This window comes from Mesorhizobium sp. M0145, assembly GCF_040322355.1.
Classification (GTDB): Bacteria; Pseudomonadota; Alphaproteobacteria; order Rhizobiales; family Rhizobiaceae; genus Mesorhizobium.
The window spans coordinates 814,403-832,522 of record NZ_JAMYTK010000001.1; the positions used below are offsets into that span (position 1 = coordinate 814,403).

Genomic DNA, 18,120 nt, shown 5'->3' on the forward strand with positions numbered 1-18,120 from the left:
AAACCCATCCTGAAACCCCTCAAGAACCACATTTGCATCTCTCAACGCCCCTTTTCGGAAAAGTCCGTACGCATGTCAACGCGCCGATCTGTCCAATTCCAATCGATTTAGAAGGCTCTGGCGCGCTTGCGGTCGCCCCTGCTCAGTTTTTTGGCAGAAACCGTGGCCAAACAACGGCATTGCGCAAGCGTTCTCTTCGTGGAATGACGATACCACCTCCCCGAAAGCCAGCGAACAGACCTTTCCCGCCAATGACCCGATCCACAGTTTTCGCGCCTTTCGATATCGTCGAAGGCGATCGCAAGCGCGGCATGGTGCTTCTGGCCGATCACGCCCGCCGCGACCTGCCGGAGGAGTATGGCAGTCTCGGCCTGCCGGCGGCGGAGTTCGACCGCCACATCGCCTACGACATCGGCGTCGAGACTGTAACCCGCGAACTCGCAAGTCTGCTCGGCGTTCCGGCGGTGCTTGCCAATTTTTCGCGACTGCTGATCGACCCCAATCGCGGCGAAGACGATCCAACGCTGATTCGCCAGCTCTATGACGGCACCGTCATCCCGGGAAATTATCCCATGGCCCCGGAGGAGCGCGAAAGGCGGCTGGACCGCTTTTACCGCCCCTATCATGATGCCGTCGGCGCCATGATCGCCTCTGTGGCGCGAGCATCCGCGCGGGCACCCTTCATCTTTTCGGTGCATTCCTTCACACCGACCATGCAGGGATTCGTGCGGCCGTGGCACGCCGGCATATTGTGGGACCTGGACGACCGCGTTGCGCGGCCGCTGATCGACATGCTCGCCGAGGACAAGAGCCTCATCGTCGGCGACAACGAACCCTATGACGGCGCACTGCGCGGCGATACCATGTTCAGGCATGCCATCGTCAACGGCTTTGCCCATGCGCTGCTCGAGGTCCGCCAGGACCTGATCGCCGACCGCAAGGGTGCCCTCGCCTGGGCCGAACGGCTGGCGCCGATCGTTGACGCGATAGATCGACGTGCCGATATACATGCGGTGAAAATATTCGGCTCGCGCACCGGGCCGGTATGATGAGGCCCAAGGGAGGCCAACATGACATGACCGAACTCAGCGAAGAACAAAAGCGCGATTTCGAAGCCGCTGCCTTCCGCCGGCTGGTCGCGCATCTGCACGAGCGTTCCGACGTACAGAACATCGACCTGATGAACCTCGCCGGCTTCTGCCGCAACTGCCTGTCCAACTGGTACCGCGATGCGGCGCAAGCCGAAGGTGTCGAACTCAGCAAGGAACAGTCGCGCGAGATCATCTACGGCATGCCCTATGCCGAGTGGCAGGCACTGAACCAGATCGAAGCCTCCGACGCCAAGAAGGCCGAGTTCGAGGCAAGACGCCCTAGGGATCACTAGGGGAGGACGCCGTGCCTAAGATCGACGTTGCCGAGGTGCCCGTACGCAAGGGCTCATCCTATCCACCGCCGTTCGATGCACCCTGTGCCGAACGCGTGCGGCAGCGGCTAGGCAACGCAGGCGGGCTCACCGACTTCGGCATCAATCTCATGCGCCTGCCGCCGGGCAACTGGTCGAGCCAGCGCCACTGGCATTCGCACGAAGACGAATTCGTCTACGTGCTTGAAGGCGAGCTGACGCTCGTCGAAGATGCCGGCGAGACGGTGCTGCGCGCCGGTGATTGCGCGGCCTTTCCGAAAGGATCAGGCAACGGCCATCACATGATCAATAAATCGGGCGCGATGGCGATCTATCTCGAAGTCGGTTCGCGCTGGCCCGACGACGTCGCCACCTGCTCCGACATCGACATGATGAGCACCAACGCTGACGGCCGGTTTGTGCACAAAGATGGCGCGCCTTATCCCGAGTCGTAGGGATTTCGGAGTGGACCGCCGAGGTGGTTGGCCGACGCGAGAGGACGTAGCGTCTGGTCCAAGCACTTTCGGCGAAGAGCGCTTGACTGTGAATTGAATCGATCTAATTTGCCGCGCAACGCCATTTCCGGACCGGATTCTACCCGATGGACGCGCAGAAAATCACGCAGATCGCGATTCGTGGACGCTGGGCAGTGGCCGGCATCTTCCTCTCCAACGGCTTCCTGACCGGCAGTTGGGCGCCGCAGATCCCGGTGTTCCTGACGCGACTCGACATTTCGAAGTTCACGCTCGGCTTGCTGATTCTGTTGTTCGGTGCCGGCGCCGTCACTGCCATGACCTGGTGCGGCCATCTGATCTCGAAGCATGGCTCGCGCACGGTGCTGCGCTGGTTCGGACTTGCCGGCAGCTTCGGCCTTTTGGTTGTGGCTCTGGCCCCCAACGTGCCCCTTGCGGCCGTCGCCATGTTCATCTTCGGCGGTTCGATCGGCGGCATGGACGTCGCCATGAATGCCAACGCAGTGGCAGTCGAACGGCGGCTGTCCCGTGCCATCATGTCGTCCTCGCACGGCTTCTGGAGTCTTGGCGGTTTCGCTGGCGGCGCTTTGGGCGGTTTCGCCATCCAGAACTACGGTCACCTCGCCCATGCGACAGTGGTGACGGCTCTTGCCTTTGCCGTCATCGCCGTCGCGATCCGCTACCTGATCGCCGAGGACAAGCACCCAGTCGCCGAGCATCACAAATTCGCGCTGCCAGCAAACCCGCTGGTCTATCTGGTTGGGCTGATGGCGCTGCTGACGATGATCTCCGAAGGTGCGGTACTCGACTGGGCGGCGCTGTATCTCAGGCAGGAGCTCGGCGCCGATCTTGCCATCGCAGGCCTGGCCTATGCCGCCTTTTCCGGAGTCATGGCCATCATGCGCTTTCTCGGCGATGGCGTCCGCAACCGTTTCGGTGCCGTTACGACATTGCGCGCCTCGGCCCTTGCCGCTGCTGCCGGCATGCTGGTGGCCGGGCTGGCTCCCTCGCCTTGGCTGGCCATTGCCGCCTTCGCCTTTTGCGGCCTCGGCATTGCCAACATGGTGCCGATCATTTTTTCGGCCGGCGGCAACCAGGAGGGCATGGCGTCCGGCACAGGCATGAGCGTCGTCACAACAATGGGTTACTCAGGCATTCTGGTGGCGCCGTCGGCGATCGGCTTCGTCGCCGAGCACTCGAGCTTCGGCCCGATCTTCGTCGCACTCTCCGGGCTGCTGGTCGTCGTGCTGTTGATGGCCGGCCTCGCTCACCGCGCCGAATTCGCTGCCGAGCCTGCACCGGCTGAATAGCGCTTGAACTCTTCGTAGAGGAAATCCGCGACGCGGCGGATGCGCACGCTGGTACGCACGTCGCGGTGCATGGCCAGCCACACCGGCAGCGTCGGCAGCGGGAGACCCGGCAGCACTGTCTCGACCAGCGGATCACGGTCGGCGAGCGGCTCCTGGCCAAAGCCGATGCCGTTTCCCGCCCGCACCGCTTCCCACAGCACGATCTGATTATCGGTCCTGAAGCGGAAGGCATTGCGGGCGAGCGGGACGCCGAACTGGGCAAAGCCGCGAATGATCTCATCGCTGCGGTCGAAGCCGACCAGATCATGGCCGGCAAGATCGCGGGCCTCGCGCGGACGGCCACGCCGGTCCAGATAGGATTTTGCCGCGCAGGCGCGGAGCGGAATGTCGGTCACCTTGCGCGCGACCAGCTCATTCTGCGCCGGCTTGACCATGCGAATGGCGATATCGGCGTCGCGACGCAGCAGATTCTCGACCTGGTTCGAGGCGACGATCTCGACCTCGATGCCCGGCTCCTCGAACCCAAGCCTCGCTGTGATTTCCGGCAGCACATAGGCCGCCACCACTTCGCTGGCGGCAATGCGCACCGTACCCTCGATCGCCTCGACCGATCCCAGCGCCAGCAGCGAAAAGGCGCTCGCCTGCTCGCTCACCGCGCGGCCCCGTTCAAAGAGCGTGCTGCCCGCTTCCGTGAGCGCGTAGCCACGCCGCCCGCGCCGGAAGAGCGTGACACCGAGCGCCTGTTCCAGCTCGGTGATGTGGCGGCCGAGCGTCGGCTGGCTCGCGGCAAGTTTTCGCGCGGCGGCCGACAGGCTGCCGGTCTCCGCCACGGTGACGAAACTCTTGATCAGGTTCCAGTCAATATCCATTCAAAATTGAATATCATATCGCCAATCATAGTCAATTTTCATTCGTTTGCGAAGATACAATATTGGGGTCGTAACGCAACACGGAGACGAACAATGACCACGATCGCAATTCTCGGCGCCAATGGCCGCCTCGGCCGCACGGTCGCCATGGCCTTCCTCGATGCCGGCTACGATGTCCGCGCTGTCACCCGCAGCGGCAAGGTGCCGGCCGAGCTCAAAGGCGCTACGGCGATCGCCGGCGACGCGCTCGACCGTGCTGCGCTGATCCGCGCGACCGAAGGCGTCGATATCATTTTCAACGGCCTCAACCCGCTCTACACCGACTGGAGCAAATGCCTGCCGATGGCCGAGAATGTGATGGCTGCCTGCCGGGCGAACGGCGCGCTGCATCTCTTCCCGGGCACCGTCTACAATTACGGCTCGCCGATGCCGGCGGTGATCGCCGAAGACACGCCGTTTCGCCCGACAACGGAAAAGGGCCGCATCCGCGTCGCCATGGAAGATCTGTTTCGCCGCGAGGCCGATGCGGGTCGGGTGCGCACGATCCTGCTGCGCGCTGGTGATTTCTTCGGCGGCAGCGGCAGCGGATCGTGGTTCGATCTGGTTGTTGCCGCCAAGATAACCAAGGGTGTCTATACCGCCCCAGGGCCGGTCGATCTCGTGCATGAATGGGCCTATCTGCCCGACCTGGCCAAGGCCTTCGTCGGGCTGGCTGACAATCTCGACAAGCTCGGCTCCTACGAGGCGCTGAACTTTCCTGGCCATGCGGTGACCGATCTGGACATCAAGGCGGCCGCGGAGAAGGCGCTCGGACGCACGCTGAAACTGACGTCGATGCCGTGGTGGGTGCTGCGTGCCGGCGGCCCGTTCGTGGCGATGTGGCGCGAGATCGTTTCGATGTCCTATCTCCGCTTCGAGCCGCACCGGCTGGTTTCAGGCAGGCTGGAAAGCGTTATCGGTACGATCCCGCACACGCCGCTGGAAAATGCAGTGTCGGAAGCGCTCGAGGATATCGGCATCGCCACGCTCAAGACGACGCAAAAAGTTGCCTAACAACAAACCAAAAAAAGGCGGATGGCCAGATGGTCATCCGCCGCTTGTCACGACCAATGATTGCGGTCAGATCCGGCCCATCAACAGCAGCACCAGGACAACGATCAGAATGACGCCGACGATGCCGGATGGTCCGTAACCCCAGGACCGGGAATGCGGCCACGCCGGAACCGCGCCGATCAGAATAAGAATAAGGATAATGATGAGAATGGTGCTGATCGTCATCAGAAAATCCTCGCTTTGAGGTTGCAATGACGGAACAATGCAGAAGGCCGCCCATTGTTCCCGGGCGGCCTTTGCTTGATCAGGACGGCGATCCGGACTCTATTCGGCGGCCTTCGGGAAGGCGATCGCCGGTTCGGCGCCCAGATCGGCGTCCAGGCCTTTCGACGGGATTTCGGCCTTTCGACGCCCCAACAGGCGACTGAACCAGCCACGACGCGCACCGGGTTTGACCTTGGCGCGAGTGAACACCATCAGCATCGACGGCGTCACCACCAGCGTCAGCACGGTGGCGAAGGACAGCCCGAAGACGATCGCCGAAGACAGCGAAATCCACCATTGCGTCGACGGCGCGTTGATCGTCGTCTCGTGATGGAAGATTTCGAGGCCGAGGCCGAAGGCGATCGGCAGCACACCGAGGATCGCCGATACCGCCGTCAGCACCACCGGGCGGGCACGCTCGCGGCAGGTCTGCAGCACGGCTTCGTATTTGTCCCAGCCCTCTTCGCGCAACCGGTCATAGGTGTCGATCAGCACGATGTTGTTGTTCACCACCACCCCGGCCAGCGCGATGACACCGATGCCCGACATGACGATGCCGAATGCCTCTCCCGTCAGCAGCAGCCCGAGGAACACGCCGATCGTCGCCATGACCACGCAGGACAGCACCAGCCAGACGCTGGTGAACTTGTTGAACTGCGCCAGAAGCACGATGAAAATCAGGAAGATCGCCGCACCGAAGGCTTTGCTGAGGAAGGCGCCGGCCTCCGCGCTGTCCTCATTCGAGCCGGCAAGCTTCCAGCGAATGCCGCTGCCGAGGTTCATGTCGGCGACAGCTTTGGTGACCTCCTGCTGGACGGCTGCCACCTGGGCGCCGGCAGCGACGTTGGCCTGGACGACCACAGTTCGCGCGCCGTCGATGCGGTTGAGGATACCGACCGTCGGCTCCGGCTTGCGCACGACGAAGTTCGAGATCGGCACCGAGCCTTGCGCGGTCTGCACCCGCAGTTCGTCGAGCGTTGACAGCGTGCGCCGATCCTCGGGCAGGCGCAGCCTGATGTCGACTGCATCGTCGGCGCCGGCGGGCCGGTATTCGCTGAGCTTCAGCCCGTTGGTCACCAGTTGCACGACCGTCCCGACCGCGGTTGGGCTGATGCCGTACTGCGCCGCCTTGGCGCGATCGACCTCGAGCGCCCAGTCGACGCCGGGCGGCGCCAGACCGTCGGAAATATCGATGACGCCGGGCACCTTGGCAATGCGCGCGGCGACCGCGCGGGCCTTGTCGTCAAGGCCCTTCGGATCGACGGCCGAAAGCCTGATCTGGATCGGCTTGCCTGTAGGCGGGCCGGCTTCCGGCACGCGAACCTCGACGTCGACACCGGGAATGCCAGCCATCACGCCGCGCAGTTCGTCCAGGATTGAGTTCGCCGATTTACGCTCGCGCCAGTCGACGAATTCGTACTGGATCACGCCAACCACGTCTTCCGGAACATCCTGGCCGCCGCCCTGCGTCTTGCCGACACGGGTATAGACAGACTTCACGCCCGGCCAACCGAGCAGCCGATTTTCCGCGGTCTTGGTGGCCGCGTCCATTTCGGCAAGCGAAAGATTGCCGCGGGCGTGGACATAGAGCAGGCCGTAGTCAGGCTCGACATTCGGGAAGAATTCGACGCCGGCGCCGAATTTCGAATAGGCGTAGCCGACGCCGAACAACAGCGCCACAGTGAGGACAAGCACGGTGATGGGATAATGCACCGCCTGCTTGACCACGGCCATGTACCAGCCGTCGCGATTGTCGTCGGGGTGATGGGCCGGCGCCTTGGCAAATATCGCGCCCAGCGTCGGCGCGAAGACCAGCGCATAGAGCATCGAGGCCGAGAGCGTCACGATCAGCGTGATCGGCATGTATTTCATGAAGTCGCCGATAATGCCCGGCCAGAACAACAGCGGCGAGAAGGCGGCAATGCGCGTCATCGTCGCCGCGATGACCGGGCCGGCCATGCGCTTGGCGGCAAGCGCGAACGCTTGCTCCTTCGGCATGCCCTCGCTCATGCGTCGCTCGGCGAATTCGGTGACGATGATGGCGTCGTCGACCAGCATGCCGACCGCCAGGATGAGGCTGAACAGCACGATCATGTTGATCGTGTAGCCCATCATTGCCAGCAACAGGATGCCGATCAGGAAGGACGAGGGGATGGCCAATCCGATCAGCAGCGAGGCACGGCCAGACAGCGCGTAGAGAATGACGATGAACACCAGGATGACGGCGATCATCACGTGGTTCTGCAGGTCGCCGAGCAACTGGTTCACGAAGACGGACTTGTCTTGCGTGTAGGTGACGTGCATGCCCTCCGGCATCGTCTTGATGAAGGCGTCGGACACCTCCCTGACCTTGCCAATCGTATCGATCAGGTTGGAGCCGATGCGCTTCTTCACCTCGATGGCGATCGCCGGCTTGCCGTCGAGGCGGGTGACCGTCTCGGCGTCCTTGAATGTGGAGCGGATGGTGGCAATGTCCTTGGCCTGCACCACCGCATTGGGGCCGGCGACGACCGGAAGCGCCGCCACATCCTCCGGTGTCTCGATAAGCGAGGGCACCTTGACCGCGTATTTGCCCTCGGATCCTTCGATGTTGCCGGCGGCGACAAGACTGTTGGAAGCGCCGACCGCACCGATCAACTGGTCGAGCTGCAGCCCGTAGGAAGACAGCTTCATCGGATCGATGACCACTTCGACGAGGTCGTCGCGCGCACCCTGCAGCGAGCCCTCGAGCACGCCAGGCACTTCCTCGATGCGGTCGCGCAGCTCGCGCGCCGCCGCCGTCAGCACGCGCTCGGGCACCTCGCCCGACAGCGTCACGACCAGGACGGGGAACTCGGAGATATTGACCTCGGAGACCACGGGCTCCTCAGCCGCTTGCGGCAGGTCGGCCTTGCCGTCCTGCACCTTGCTGCGTGTGTCCTGCAGCGCGGTGGCGAGATCCGTCTGTGGCTGGAATTCGACCAGCACATAACCGCCGCCCTGGAAGGCGGCCGAGCGCATCTCCTTGAGGCCTTTCAGGCTCTTCAGCTTGGCTTCCATCGGCCGCAGCAGGAGGCGCTCGGAGTCTTCCGGCGAGATGCCCTGGTAGATCAGGCTGACATACATCATCGGAATCGGAACGTCCGGTTCCGCTTCCTTCGGCGTCGACTGGTAGGCGACCGCACCGGCAAGGATGAGAAAGACCAGGACCGCAATGGTCAGCCGGGCATTGCTGATAGCAAGTTTGACGATGTCCATGATTACTGCGTCCCGGCCGTCGCTTCGCCCAACAGCTTTTGGATGGTCGCCTGGTCGGCTGCGACCGGCTTGACCACCTCGCCTTCCTTCACCAGCTCCTGGCCGGCGACGATGATGCGGGCGTCGGCCGCAATGCCGCCGAGCACCAGGCCGGTTGGCGTGTCGTCGACCAGATCGATCGGGAAGAACACGACCTTGTCATCCTTGTCGACGGCGCGGATGCCGAGGTCGCCCTTGTCGCCGAGCGTCACCACCGAGCGCGGCAGCATCACGGCGTCGGTCGGCTGGGCGCTGAGCGCGATTTCTGCCGTCATGCCGGCCGGTACGGACCCATCGGCATTGGGGATAGCGACTTCAACCCGAAAGGTACGGGTTGCCGAAGATGCATCCCGGCTGATGTAGCGCACCGTACCCTTGACGGTCTGGCCACTGACCAGGCGCACATTGGCTTCGTCACCGATCTTCAGATAGCCGAGATCGCGTTCGCTGACTTCGCCGCGTGCGATCACCGGATCGAGCTTGAGAATGGTCGCCACCTCGCCGCCCTGCATCACGGAACTGCCAAGCTCCACCGGCACCCGGTCGATGACGCCGTCGAAGGGCGCCTTCACCTCGTTGCGGTCGAGCTCGGCTTGCGCTGCGTCCAGTTGCGACTTGGCCAGCGTCAGGTTGGAGCGGGTTGTATCGAGCTGCAACTTGGGCAGATTGCCGGTTTTCATCAGCCGCAGGGCAGCTGCCAGCTCTGCCTCACGTTGCACGACAAGCTGCTTGGCATTGTCGACCGCCGAGATTTTTTCCTCGGCGGCAAGCATCAGGATCAGGTCGCCGGTCTTGACGTGCTGGCCCTGCTTGACCGGCAGCTTGTCGATGACGCCGGCGACGCGTGTCGCCAGGACGGCGCGCTTGTCGGCTTCGGTCAGTCCGGAAATGCGGATAGCGCGTGCATAGGTGCGCCGCGGCGGGGTTATGACCGCGACCGTGCGCAACGGCGCCTTGGGCTGTTCCGCCTCGGCAGTCCCCGGTTTGGCAGCCCCCTGTTCGCCAGCTTGGGGCTTGCCTGCGTCGGCTGCCTTGGGCTGCTCGACCTCTCCTGCCTTGGGCTTGTTGTCGGCGGACGCGCTGCCGACGGACGAGAACTCGCCTGTCGCCATCCAGCCGGCGAACCCGATGAGCACAACAATGGCTGCAAGCTTGTGAAACCTGAATTTCGGCATCGTCATTTTTCCAGTGCGCGGGGTTCGGCCAGGCCGCATCTTCTACTTGGGGCGCGTCGCCGATATGGGTGCGCGCGAGGCCGTATTCAAATTGCCGTGATCGGCGAAGCGCGCTTCTACCTCAAAGTTGCAGCGCAATATAGTCAGAAAAGTTGATGGGTTGTTGCTTTGTCCGCAAAGATGCGGCTGCAGCATCGGCTGTTGATCGCCAAAACAGCGGTATGGCAGCAAGTGTCAGGATGATTGACGGATTGCGAATGCCATCTGCTTGCGAAGCAGCTAGGCCGGACGGCGGGCGGCCTCGGGCTGCTTGCGCGCCGCAAGAAATTCCTTGACCCGCCGGCCCGGCGCCGGCCCGGTCACCGGCTTCAAGCCGTCGTCGAGTTCGCCGGACAGATCGATCGTCGGCCGCTTGCCGACGGCGTCATAATTTTCTTCCAGCCAATCACTGGCTGCGGTGCGGCCGAGGTCGCGCAGATAGGCAAGGAACGCCCATTCGGCATTGACCTTGGACGATGCCGACAGATCCTTGAACGCTTCGTCGGCATCGATGCGGTGCATGCGGATGTCGCGATATTCGCCGTGCGGCAATCGGCCGGCGGCGATCAGTTCCTTGACGAAGGCGATCGAGCGGAATTCGCGCAACAGCCCGGCATTGAAGGTGATCTCGTCGATGCGGTTCTGGATCTCATTGGCGCTCTTCGGCGTTCCCTCGCGGACCACCGGATTGATCTGCACCAAAAGCACGTCCTCGGTGGCCGCCGTCTTGAAGAACGGGAACAGTGCCGGGTTGCCGCCATAACCGCCATCCCAATAGGGCACGCCCTTGATCTCGACGGCACGGAACAATTGCGGCAAGCAGGCCGACGCCATCACCGTGTCGAGGTCGATCTCGCCGTCCGAGAAGACCCGCAACTGGCCGGTCTCGACATTGGTAGCGGAAATGAACAGTTCCATCGACTTGCAGGCGCGCACATTGTCGAAATCGATTTCACGTTCGACCACGTCGCGCAGCGGATTGATGGCGAGCGGATTGGCGACATAGGGCGAAAATACCCGAGACATCGTATCGAACAGGAAATAGCCGGGCGTGTTCTCGATCGACCAATTGCCCCAGGCGACGTCCCAAGGCATGCGCTGTACCGGGCTGAAGCGGCCCTTTGCCGCCACCGCACGCCAGAAATCGTCGAGCTTCCGCCGCGCGCCCTCGACACCGCCGCGGACAAAGCCGTCGGCCAGCGCCACGGCATTCATGGCGCCGGCGCTGGTGCCCGAAACCGCCGTTATGTCGAGGCGCCCGTCCTCGAGCAGCCGATCGAGCACGCCCCAGGAAAACGCCCCGTGCGAACCGCCGCCTTGCAGCGCGACATTGATCTTCTTTGGCTCTTCCGCCTTGCCATTTTTCGGCATGGCGTGGCCCTTGACCGCTGGAAGCCTCACTGAGCGGTCCAGCCGCCATCGACAGAGATGTGCGCGCCGTTGATCTGCGCCGCCGCATCCGAGCATAGGAACACCGCGGCCGCCGCAACCTGCTCGACGGTGACGAACTCCTTGGTCGGTTGCTTTTCGAGCATTACCTCACGGACCACCGTCTCGCGGTCCATCTTGTTGGCCTTCATCTGGTCGGGGATCTGCGCCTCGACCAGCGGCGTCAACACATAGCCCGGACAAATGGCATTGCAGGTGATCTTGTCGCGCGCCAGTTCCAGGGCGACAGTCTTGGTCAAGCCCATAATGCCATGCTTGGCCGAGACATAGGCCGACTTGAACGGCGAGGCGACAAGGCCGTGGGCCGAGGCGACGTTGACGATCCGGCCGCCACCGGCCTGTTTCATCAACGGGATGGCGGCTGCGATGGTGTGGAAGGCCGATGACAGGTTAATGGCGATGATCGCATCCCACTTCTCGATCGGGAAGCTTTCCACCGGCGCGACATGCTGGATGCCGGCATTGTTGATCAGGATGTCGACCGAGCCGAATGCCTCGGCTGCCTTCGCCACCAAAGCCCGGCACTCGGCCGGCTTCGACATGTCGGCTTTGACATAGGCGGTCTTCACCTTGTGGTGCTTCGCGATCGCGTCTGCGATGGCGCGGTCGTCGGCGGTGTCGGAAAAGGAATTGACGACGACGTTGCAGCCTTCGGCCGCGAGCGCGTGGGCAATGGCCAGGCCGATGCCCGAGGTGGAACCGGTGACGATGGCGGTTTTTCTGGCGGTCAAGGCGGCTTTATTCCTTTCGAGGCGGGCTCCCGTGGAACCATGCTGCACTGCAGCATATAGGCTCTCTGTCACCCAAGAACAGCGGATGTGTGGAGCAATGACATGAAATTTTTGTCATGTAGACCTCTCTCGTCCCCTAAGAGAGGTCGTCGCCTCGTTTCGCAAAGCATGCGCTGAAAGCTCGTCAGGCGACGAGGTCCGGCACCGTCCCGATATAGCGCGACTGCGGCCGGATCAGCCGTCCGCTCGTTTGCTGCTCGCGCGCATGGGCAATCCAGCCGGCGACGCGCCCGGCAGCAAAGACATTGGTGAACGCCTCTTTCGGAAAGCCCGCCGCTTCCAGCAGGAGCGCTGTGAAGAACTCGACATTGGTCTGGAGCGAGCGCGACGGCTTGGCGATGAGAAGCACTTCGAGCGCCGCTTGCTCCACGCTTTCGGCAAACGCCAGCCGGTGGCCGGCTTCGCCCTTGGCGCCGAGCTGCCGCACCACCGCTTTCAGCACGTCGGCACGCGGATCGCGCACACGGTAGATGCGATGCCCGAAGCCCATGATGCGGCGGCCACGCGCGATCTCGCCACGCAGCCAGCCGGCGGCGTCGCCATGCGCCTCGATCGCATCCAGCATCTCGATCACCGGACCTGGCGCGCCGCCATGCAGCGGCCCCTTGAGCGCTCCGAGCCCGGCCAGCACCGCCGAAGTAAGCCCGGCCTGCGTCGAAGCGACCACGCGCGCGGCGAAGGTCGATGCGTTGAGGCCGTGGTCGCAAACCGTCACGAGATAGGCATCGAGCGCCTTCGCCAATTTAGGCGAGGCCACAATGCCGGTCAGCATCCGCAGCATGTCGGCTGCATGATCGGCCTTGCTATCGGGCGCAATCGGGCTTTCGCCGCGCTGCAAGCGCAGCAAGGCCGGCGTCAGCACGGCAGGTGCCGCAACCAGCCGCAGCGCGTCCGACAATTTGCCGCCATCCGGCAGCAGGGCAATACCGGCGCGCATCGCGCTGTAGATATCGACGGATGCGAGAAACGGCAGCAAGGGTTTGATCTGCTCGAACACTTCGCTGCGCGCCCGACCGATCGCGTTCGCCAGCTCGCTGCCGTCGGGAAGATCGTCGAAAAAGCCGTCGAACAGCAGATGAACCACCTCGGCGTATTTCCAGCGGCCTGCCAGTTCGGGCAACGAATGGCCCCGGATGGTCAGGCGGCCACCAAGACCGTCAACATCGGAGAGCACCGTTTCCGCCGCCACCACATCATCGAGCCCATTCGCCATTGGTTTTCTCCTTGACCCTTTCCGGGTGGAAGATAAGGGTTGGTGACTCGACCATCAATCTTGATCAACGGAATCAACATGACAAGGCTGACATGACGGAGTGGCTGACGCGGGACGAAGCCCTGGAGCGTCTCAAGGTGCGAGCCCAGACCCTCTATGCCTATGTCAGCCGCGGACGCATCGGCGTGCGGCCGGACCGGGCGGATCCACGCCGCAGCCAGTATCGCGCCGACGATATCGCGGCGCTGGCGAGCCGCCGGGCTCGTGGCCGAAATCCCCAGGCAATCGCCGAAAGTGCAATTGCCTGGGGTGAGCCGGCGATCGCCACCACGATCTCGACCGTTTTGCATGGCCGCCTTGTCTATCGCGGCCAGGATGCGGTTGCTCTCTGCGAGGCTGCCACGCTGGAGCAGACGGCAAACCTGCTTTGGGCATCTGGCGCACCAGTGTCGTTCGTCTCGGCGAGCCGCCATGACAACGGCGCAACTGGCCGGCCGGCTGCCTTCGCGGAATTGGCCGCGTTGGCGGCCAACGGCCGGCCTTCGCTCGGCCGAAGATCGGCTTCGCTCAACCACGATGCGGCCGGCGCCATCGCCGCTTTGGCCCAGGCGCTCGGCGCGAATCCCGGAACTGGTGCCGTGCACGAAAGGCTGGCGCGGGGATGGTCGCTCGATGCGGCCGGCGCAGACTTGATCCGTCGCTCACTGGTACTGTTGGCCGATCACGAATTGAACGCATCGACCTTCGCCGCGCGGGTCGCCGCGTCCACCGGTGCACCTGTTTCGGCCTGCCTGCTTGCCGGCCTCGCCACGCTCTCCGGTCCGCGTCATGGCGGCGCCGCGGAGGCGGTCATGATGCTGGCGGAAGATGCGCAGAGATTGGGGCCGGATGCGGCTGTCGGACGCTGGCTCGGTCACGACAGGCCGCTGCCCGGATTTGGCCATCCGCTTTATCCCGACGGCGATCCGCGTGCGGAACCGTTGCTGGCCGCGATAGATGTCGATGATGGGCTGTTACGGCTTTGCGATGCGGCCTTTGCGGCAACGGGCATGCGCCCGAACGTCGATTTCGCTTTGGCCGCGCTGACGCGCGGTCTCCGTTTGCCGTCCGATGCGCCGTTCCGCCTGTTCGCGCTCGGCCGCAGCGTCGGCTGGGCCGCGCATGCCGTGGAGCAGGTGACAAGCAACGGCCTGATCCGGCCACGCGCCCGCTACCAGGGGCCGCTGCCGGAGCAGCTCTAGCCGCGCTGTTTGCGAAGTCTCAGCGGCGCCTGAGCGAAGGTTCGACGCGGCGCCTCGCCCCGGCAATCACGACATGGTGTCGAGCTTGCGCTGCATCGCGGCGATCTGCTCCTTCAGCTCCTGAAGGTCGTCGGGTTTTTCCGGCGTTTCCTTCCTGGCCGGTTCGGCCGGCGCTGCTGCCGGCGCCGAGCCCGCGGACGGGAACGGCGTGAACAGCCGCATGGCGTTCTGGAACATTTCCATGTTGCGCCGCGTCTGCTCCTCCAGCACCTTGATCGGCGTAGCGATCTTCATCATGTCCATCGGCGACTTGCCGAGGGCATCTTTCATCTGCTCGCGAAAGCGCTCCTGCTCCTTCGAGAAGGCCAGCATCGACTGCTCGAGAAAGCTCGGCACGATCATCTGCATCTGGTCGCCATAATAGGCGATGAGCTGACGCAGGAACGGGATCGGCAGCATGTTCTGCCCGTCCTTGTTCTCCAGCTCGAAGATGATCTGGGTCAGTACCGGATGCGTGATGTCGTCACCGGTCTTGGCGTCCTGGACAGTAAAGTCCTCGCCTCTTTTGACCATTTCAGCGAGATCCTCGAGCGTCACATAGGTGCTGGTGCCCGTATTGTAGAGACGGCGATTGGCATATTTCTTGATAACAATAGGTTCGTCTTTTGCGGCCATCTGCATCCTCCCCGGACACCGGGCAGCTTAAGTAAGCCGCCGGTAACGATTGCGCCTTTTTAAAGGATATGCGCAAAAGCGTCATGAATCCAAGCAGTTTGTGCAGTGCGGGAACATTTTATGCTGCGCAGCACGGATGGGCCGCCGTTGCAGCGACGGGCGGCATGCTTGCGGCAGTGGGACGCCATGCCCATTTCGGGTTTGACTCGGGTTGTGGAAAGGGCAAGAAAAGTCCCCGACGGCACCCGAAATCGTTCCCCGAAAGCCTGGAGAAGAACATGTCCGCTTCCAACGCCATCGTTGTCGCCAGTGCAGCACGCACGCCCGTCGGCTCCTTCAACGGCGCTTTCGCCAACACCCCAGCCCATGAATTGGGTGCCGTCGCCGTCAGGGAAGCGCTGGTCCGTGCCGGCGTCGACGGCAAGGAGGTGGACGAGGTCATCCTCGGCCAGATCCTGACCGCGGCTCAAGGACAGAACCCGGCGCGGCAGGCGGCTATGGCCGCCGGCGTGCCGCAGGAGGCGACCTCCTGGGGCCTGAACCAGCTCTGCGGCTCCGGCTTGCGCGCCATCGCGCTCGGCATGCAGCAGATCGCCCAGGGCGATGCAAAAATCATCGTTGCCGGCGGCCAGGAATCGATGTCAATGGCTCCGCATGCGCAACATCTGCGCGGTGGCGTCAAGATGGGCGATTTCAAGCTGATCGACACCATGATCAAGGACGGCCTGACCGATGCCTTCTATGGCTATCATATGGGCAACACCGCTGAGAACGTCGCCCGCCAGTTCCAGATCACCCGCGACGACCAGGACCAGTTCGCACTGGCTTCCCAGAACAAGGCCGAGGCCGCGCAGAAAGCCGGGAAATTCAAGGACGAGATCGTTGCCTTTACAGTCAAGGGCAGGAAGGGCGACACCGTAGTCGACCAGGATGAATACATCCGCCACGGCGCGACAATCGATGCCATGACCAAGCTCAAGCCCGCCTTCGACAAGGAAGGCACGGTGACTGCTGCCAATGCTTCCGGCATCAACGACGGTGCCGCCGCCGTGGTGCTGATGACCGAAGCGGAAGCCGCAAGGCGCGGCATCACACCGCTGGTGCGTATCGTTTCCTGGGCGACCGCCGGTGTCGACCCGCAGATCATGGGGACGGGACCGATCCCCTCCTCGCGCAAGGCGCTGGCCAAGGCCGGCTGGTCGGTCGGCGACCTCGATCTGGTCGAAGCCAACGAGGCCTTTGCCGCGCAGGCCTGCGCCGTCAACAAGGACATGGGCTGGGATCCGGCCATCGTCAACGTCAATGGCGGCGCCATCGCCATCGGCCATCCGGTCGGCGCCTCGGGCGCCCGCATCTTCAACACGCTGGCCTACGAGATGCGCCGCAGAAGTGCCAAGAAAGGCCTTGCCACGCTGTGCATCGGCGGCGGCATGGGTGTTGCCATGTGCGTGGAAGCAATGGGATGAATGGCAAATTGTGAATGGTGAATGGTGAATGGTGAATGGAAGATCGGAGGGCTTACGCAATAACCATTCCCCATTCCCCATTCACCATTCACTCTGGGAGGGAAACGCATGACAAAGGTTGCAATCGTCACAGGCGGGTCGCGCGGCATCGGCGCGGCGATATCGGTCGCCTTGAAAAGCGCCGGCTATTCGGTCGCCGCAAACTACGCCGGCAATGAAGAAGCAGCGGCAAAGTTCAAGGCCGCGACCGGCATCCCGGTCTATAAATGGTCCGTCGCCGACTACGAGGCCTGCGCCGCCGGCATCAAACAGATCGAAGCCGATCTCGGTCCCGTCTCGGTGCTGGTCAACAATGCCGGCATCACTCGCGACGCGATGTTCCACAAGATGACGCGCGAGCAATGGAAAGAGGTACTCGACACCAACCTTTCCGGCGTCTTCAACATGACGCATCCATTGTGGGGCGGCATGCGCGACCGCAAGTTCGGTCGCATCATCACCATCTCCTCGATCAACGGCCAGAAAGGCCAGGTCGGCCAGGTCAATTATTCGGCCTCGAAGGCCGGCGATATCGGCTTCACCAAGGCACTGGCCCAGGAAGGCGCGCGCGCCGGCATCACCGTCAACGTCATTTGCCCCGGCTACATCGCCACCGAGATGGTCAAGGCAATGGACGAGAAGGTCCTCAACGAGCGCGTCATCCCGCACATCCCGGTCGGCCGTCTCGGCGAGCCGGAGGAGATCGCGCGCTGCGTCGTCTTCCTCGCTTCCGACGATGCCGGTTTCATCACCGGCTCGACCATATCAGCCAATGGCGGCCAGTACATCGCCTGATCGTTTATCTTTACGTTGAGACAGATACGCGCTTGGACGAACGGGCCTGCAAAACGGCTCGTTTCTATAGCGGTCTTCCCGTTGCAAGATCTCGATGCGGCACGCTGCCCCAATCCGGCACGCAAAGGTTAACGGCCGCTGCGCAGCCTATGCAAAAACCGCCCGGCAGCCTGTGGATTCTCGGTGGAAAAGCTGTTCACAACACAACATGCAGCGGTGAACAAACCAAGAAACTTCGGCTATCTCTGATTCGTCGCCGATTCGTTCCGGCTTTGAGCGGAACGTTAACGGCGAGAGCTGAAAACACCCTCGAAATGATTGAAGCGCGTTAGGAAACATCAATAATTTCATAATGTTGTGCGAAGCAGATTGGCCAGCCACGACCATTCACCGGCAAAGGTTAACCGCAGTGCTCGCTTGGATGCCACTTGCATAAATCGGGCCAGTTTCCGTGATTCAGCATGTGGTGAGGTACGCCGACAGAAAACCCAGATGTAGCCGTGAACAAACCCTGAATCAGCGCGAGTCAGTGATTCGTCGCTGATTCGTTCCAGACTCGTTCCAACTGTTAATCGGGAACAGATTTTCTG

Annotated in this window: 16 protein-coding genes; 8 read left to right on the forward strand and 8 right to left on the reverse strand. The window is 62.9% G+C overall.

Annotation, left to right across the window (positions count from 1 at the left end; all coding sequences use genetic code 11):
• Window positions 1–251 precede the first annotated feature (251 nt).
• From NKJ28_RS04155 to NKJ28_RS04170, 4 genes are all read left to right on the forward strand, one after another.
• Window positions 252–1,049: an N-formylglutamate amidohydrolase gene (locus NKJ28_RS04155; RefSeq protein ID WP_352572000.1), complete on the forward strand. Its 798-nt coding sequence runs from the start codon at window positions 252–254 to the stop codon at window positions 1,047–1,049.
• A 26-nt stretch (window positions 1,050–1,075) separates the two neighbouring features.
• The gene (locus NKJ28_RS04160; protein ID WP_352572001.1) at window positions 1,076–1,384 is read left to right on the forward strand and encodes a DUF1244 domain-containing protein; all 309 of its coding nucleotides are present in this window, start codon (window positions 1,076–1,078) and stop codon (window positions 1,382–1,384) included.
• Between the two features lie 11 nt (window positions 1,385–1,395).
• Entirely contained in the window at window positions 1,396–1,857 is a 462-nt protein-coding gene (locus NKJ28_RS04165) for a cupin domain-containing protein (RefSeq protein ID WP_352572002.1), read from the forward strand.
• Between the two features lie 146 nt (window positions 1,858–2,003).
• Complete coding sequence (locus NKJ28_RS04170) at window positions 2,004–3,185, forward strand: MFS transporter (RefSeq protein WP_352572003.1); 1,182 nt, start codon at window positions 2,004–2,006, stop codon at window positions 3,183–3,185.
• Here the strand turns inward: NKJ28_RS04170 and NKJ28_RS04175 are convergent.
• Window positions 3,143–4,054 (reverse strand): LysR family transcriptional regulator, encoded by a 912-nt coding sequence (locus tag NKJ28_RS04175; protein ID WP_352572004.1) that lies wholly within the window; start codon window positions 4,052–4,054, stop codon window positions 3,143–3,145. The two genes, NKJ28_RS04170 and NKJ28_RS04175, sit on opposite strands and share 43 nt — an antisense overlap.
• Window positions 4,055–4,147: 93 nt before the next feature.
• Between NKJ28_RS04175 and NKJ28_RS04180 the strand changes: the two genes are divergently transcribed.
• Window positions 4,148–5,107: an NAD-dependent epimerase/dehydratase family protein gene (locus NKJ28_RS04180; protein WP_352634174.1), complete on the forward strand. Its 960-nt coding sequence runs from the start codon at window positions 4,148–4,150 to the stop codon at window positions 5,105–5,107.
• A 66-nt stretch (window positions 5,108–5,173) separates the two neighbouring features.
• Here NKJ28_RS04180 and NKJ28_RS04185 read toward each other — a convergent pair whose 3' ends face one another.
• The 6 genes from NKJ28_RS04185 to NKJ28_RS04210 form a co-directional block, all read right to left on the reverse strand.
• Window positions 5,174–5,332 carry a DUF3309 family protein gene (locus NKJ28_RS04185; RefSeq protein ID WP_023678456.1) on the reverse strand — a complete coding sequence of 53 codons (159 nt, stop codon included), beginning with the start codon at window positions 5,330–5,332 and terminating at the stop codon, window positions 5,174–5,176.
• A gap of 99 nt (window positions 5,333–5,431) precedes the next feature.
• On the reverse strand, window positions 5,432–8,608 hold the full coding sequence (locus NKJ28_RS04190) for an efflux RND transporter permease subunit (protein WP_023678455.1): 3,177 nt from the start codon (window positions 8,606–8,608) through the stop codon (window positions 5,432–5,434).
• A 2-nt stretch (window positions 8,609–8,610) separates the two neighbouring features.
• Window positions 8,611–9,822 (reverse strand): efflux RND transporter periplasmic adaptor subunit, encoded by a 1,212-nt coding sequence (locus NKJ28_RS04195; RefSeq protein WP_023678454.1) that lies wholly within the window; start codon window positions 9,820–9,822, stop codon window positions 8,611–8,613.
• A gap of 279 nt (window positions 9,823–10,101) precedes the next feature.
• Entirely contained in the window at window positions 10,102–11,232 is a 1,131-nt protein-coding gene (locus NKJ28_RS04200) for a patatin-like phospholipase family protein (RefSeq protein WP_023678453.1), read from the reverse strand.
• Between the two features lie 26 nt (window positions 11,233–11,258).
• Window positions 11,259–12,041 (reverse strand): 3-hydroxybutyrate dehydrogenase, encoded by a 783-nt coding sequence (locus NKJ28_RS04205; RefSeq protein WP_023678452.1) that lies wholly within the window; start codon window positions 12,039–12,041, stop codon window positions 11,259–11,261.
• A gap of 184 nt (window positions 12,042–12,225) precedes the next feature.
• Entirely contained in the window at window positions 12,226–13,314 is a 1,089-nt protein-coding gene (locus NKJ28_RS04210; RefSeq protein ID WP_352634177.1) for a citrate synthase/methylcitrate synthase, read from the reverse strand.
• A 92-nt stretch (window positions 13,315–13,406) separates the two neighbouring features.
• Between NKJ28_RS04210 and NKJ28_RS04215 the strand changes: the two genes are divergently transcribed.
• Window positions 13,407–14,555 carry a citrate/2-methylcitrate synthase gene (locus NKJ28_RS04215; protein WP_352634179.1) on the forward strand — a complete coding sequence of 383 codons (1,149 nt, stop codon included), beginning with the start codon at window positions 13,407–13,409 and terminating at the stop codon, window positions 14,553–14,555.
• A 66-nt stretch (window positions 14,556–14,621) separates the two neighbouring features.
• Here NKJ28_RS04215 and phaR read toward each other — a convergent pair whose 3' ends face one another.
• Complete coding sequence (gene phaR, locus NKJ28_RS04220; RefSeq protein ID WP_352454871.1) at window positions 14,622–15,230, reverse strand: polyhydroxyalkanoate synthesis repressor PhaR; 609 nt, start codon at window positions 15,228–15,230, stop codon at window positions 14,622–14,624.
• Window positions 15,231–15,508: 278 nt separating this feature from the next.
• On the opposite strand from phaR, the gene NKJ28_RS04225 reads away from it, so the two are divergent.
• Together NKJ28_RS04225 and phbB are read left to right on the forward strand one after the other, a co-directional pair.
• Window positions 15,509–16,696, forward strand: coding sequence for an acetyl-CoA C-acetyltransferase (locus NKJ28_RS04225; protein ID WP_352634181.1), 1,188 nt, complete (start codon window positions 15,509–15,511; stop codon window positions 16,694–16,696).
• A gap of 108 nt (window positions 16,697–16,804) precedes the next feature.
• Window positions 16,805–17,530: an acetoacetyl-CoA reductase gene (gene phbB, locus NKJ28_RS04230; protein WP_023678447.1), complete on the forward strand. Its 726-nt coding sequence runs from the start codon at window positions 16,805–16,807 to the stop codon at window positions 17,528–17,530.
• Window positions 17,531–18,120: the final 590 nt, after the last annotated feature.

Bases quoted from the DNA above. Each gene is read 5' to 3' on its own strand.
- NKJ28_RS04155 (WP_352572000.1), top strand. From the start codon at position 252: ATGACCCGATCCACAGTTTTCGCGCCTTTCGATATCGTCGAAGGCGAT.
- NKJ28_RS04160 (WP_352572001.1), top strand. From the start codon at position 1,076: ATGACCGAACTCAGCGAAGAACAAAAGCGCGATTTCGAAGCCGCTGCC.
- NKJ28_RS04170 (WP_352572003.1), top strand. From the start codon at position 2,004: ATGGACGCGCAGAAAATCACGCAGATCGCGATTCGTGGACGCTGGGCA.
- NKJ28_RS04175 (WP_352572004.1), bottom strand. From the start codon at position 4,054: ATGGATATTGACTGGAACCTGATCAAGAGTTTCGTCACCGTGGCGGAG.
- NKJ28_RS04180 (WP_352634174.1), top strand. From the start codon at position 4,148: ATGACCACGATCGCAATTCTCGGCGCCAATGGCCGCCTCGGCCGCACG.
- NKJ28_RS04185 (WP_023678456.1), bottom strand. From the start codon at position 5,332: ATGACGATCAGCACCATTCTCATCATTATCCTTATTCTTATTCTGATC.
- NKJ28_RS04190 (WP_023678455.1), bottom strand. From the start codon at position 8,608: ATGGACATCGTCAAACTTGCTATCAGCAATGCCCGGCTGACCATTGCG.
- NKJ28_RS04195 (WP_023678454.1), bottom strand. From the start codon at position 9,822: ATGCCGAAATTCAGGTTTCACAAGCTTGCAGCCATTGTTGTGCTCATC.
- NKJ28_RS04200 (WP_023678453.1), bottom strand. From the start codon at position 11,232: ATGCCGAAAAATGGCAAGGCGGAAGAGCCAAAGAAGATCAATGTCGCG.
- NKJ28_RS04210 (WP_352634177.1), bottom strand. From the start codon at position 13,314: ATGGCGAATGGGCTCGATGATGTGGTGGCGGCGGAAACGGTGCTCTCC.
- NKJ28_RS04215 (WP_352634179.1), top strand. From the start codon at position 13,407: ATGACGGAGTGGCTGACGCGGGACGAAGCCCTGGAGCGTCTCAAGGTG.
- phaR (WP_352454871.1), bottom strand. From the start codon at position 15,230: ATGGCCGCAAAAGACGAACCTATTGTTATCAAGAAATATGCCAATCGC.
- NKJ28_RS04225 (WP_352634181.1), top strand. From the start codon at position 15,509: ATGTCCGCTTCCAACGCCATCGTTGTCGCCAGTGCAGCACGCACGCCC.
- phbB (WP_023678447.1), top strand. From the start codon at position 16,805: ATGACAAAGGTTGCAATCGTCACAGGCGGGTCGCGCGGCATCGGCGCG.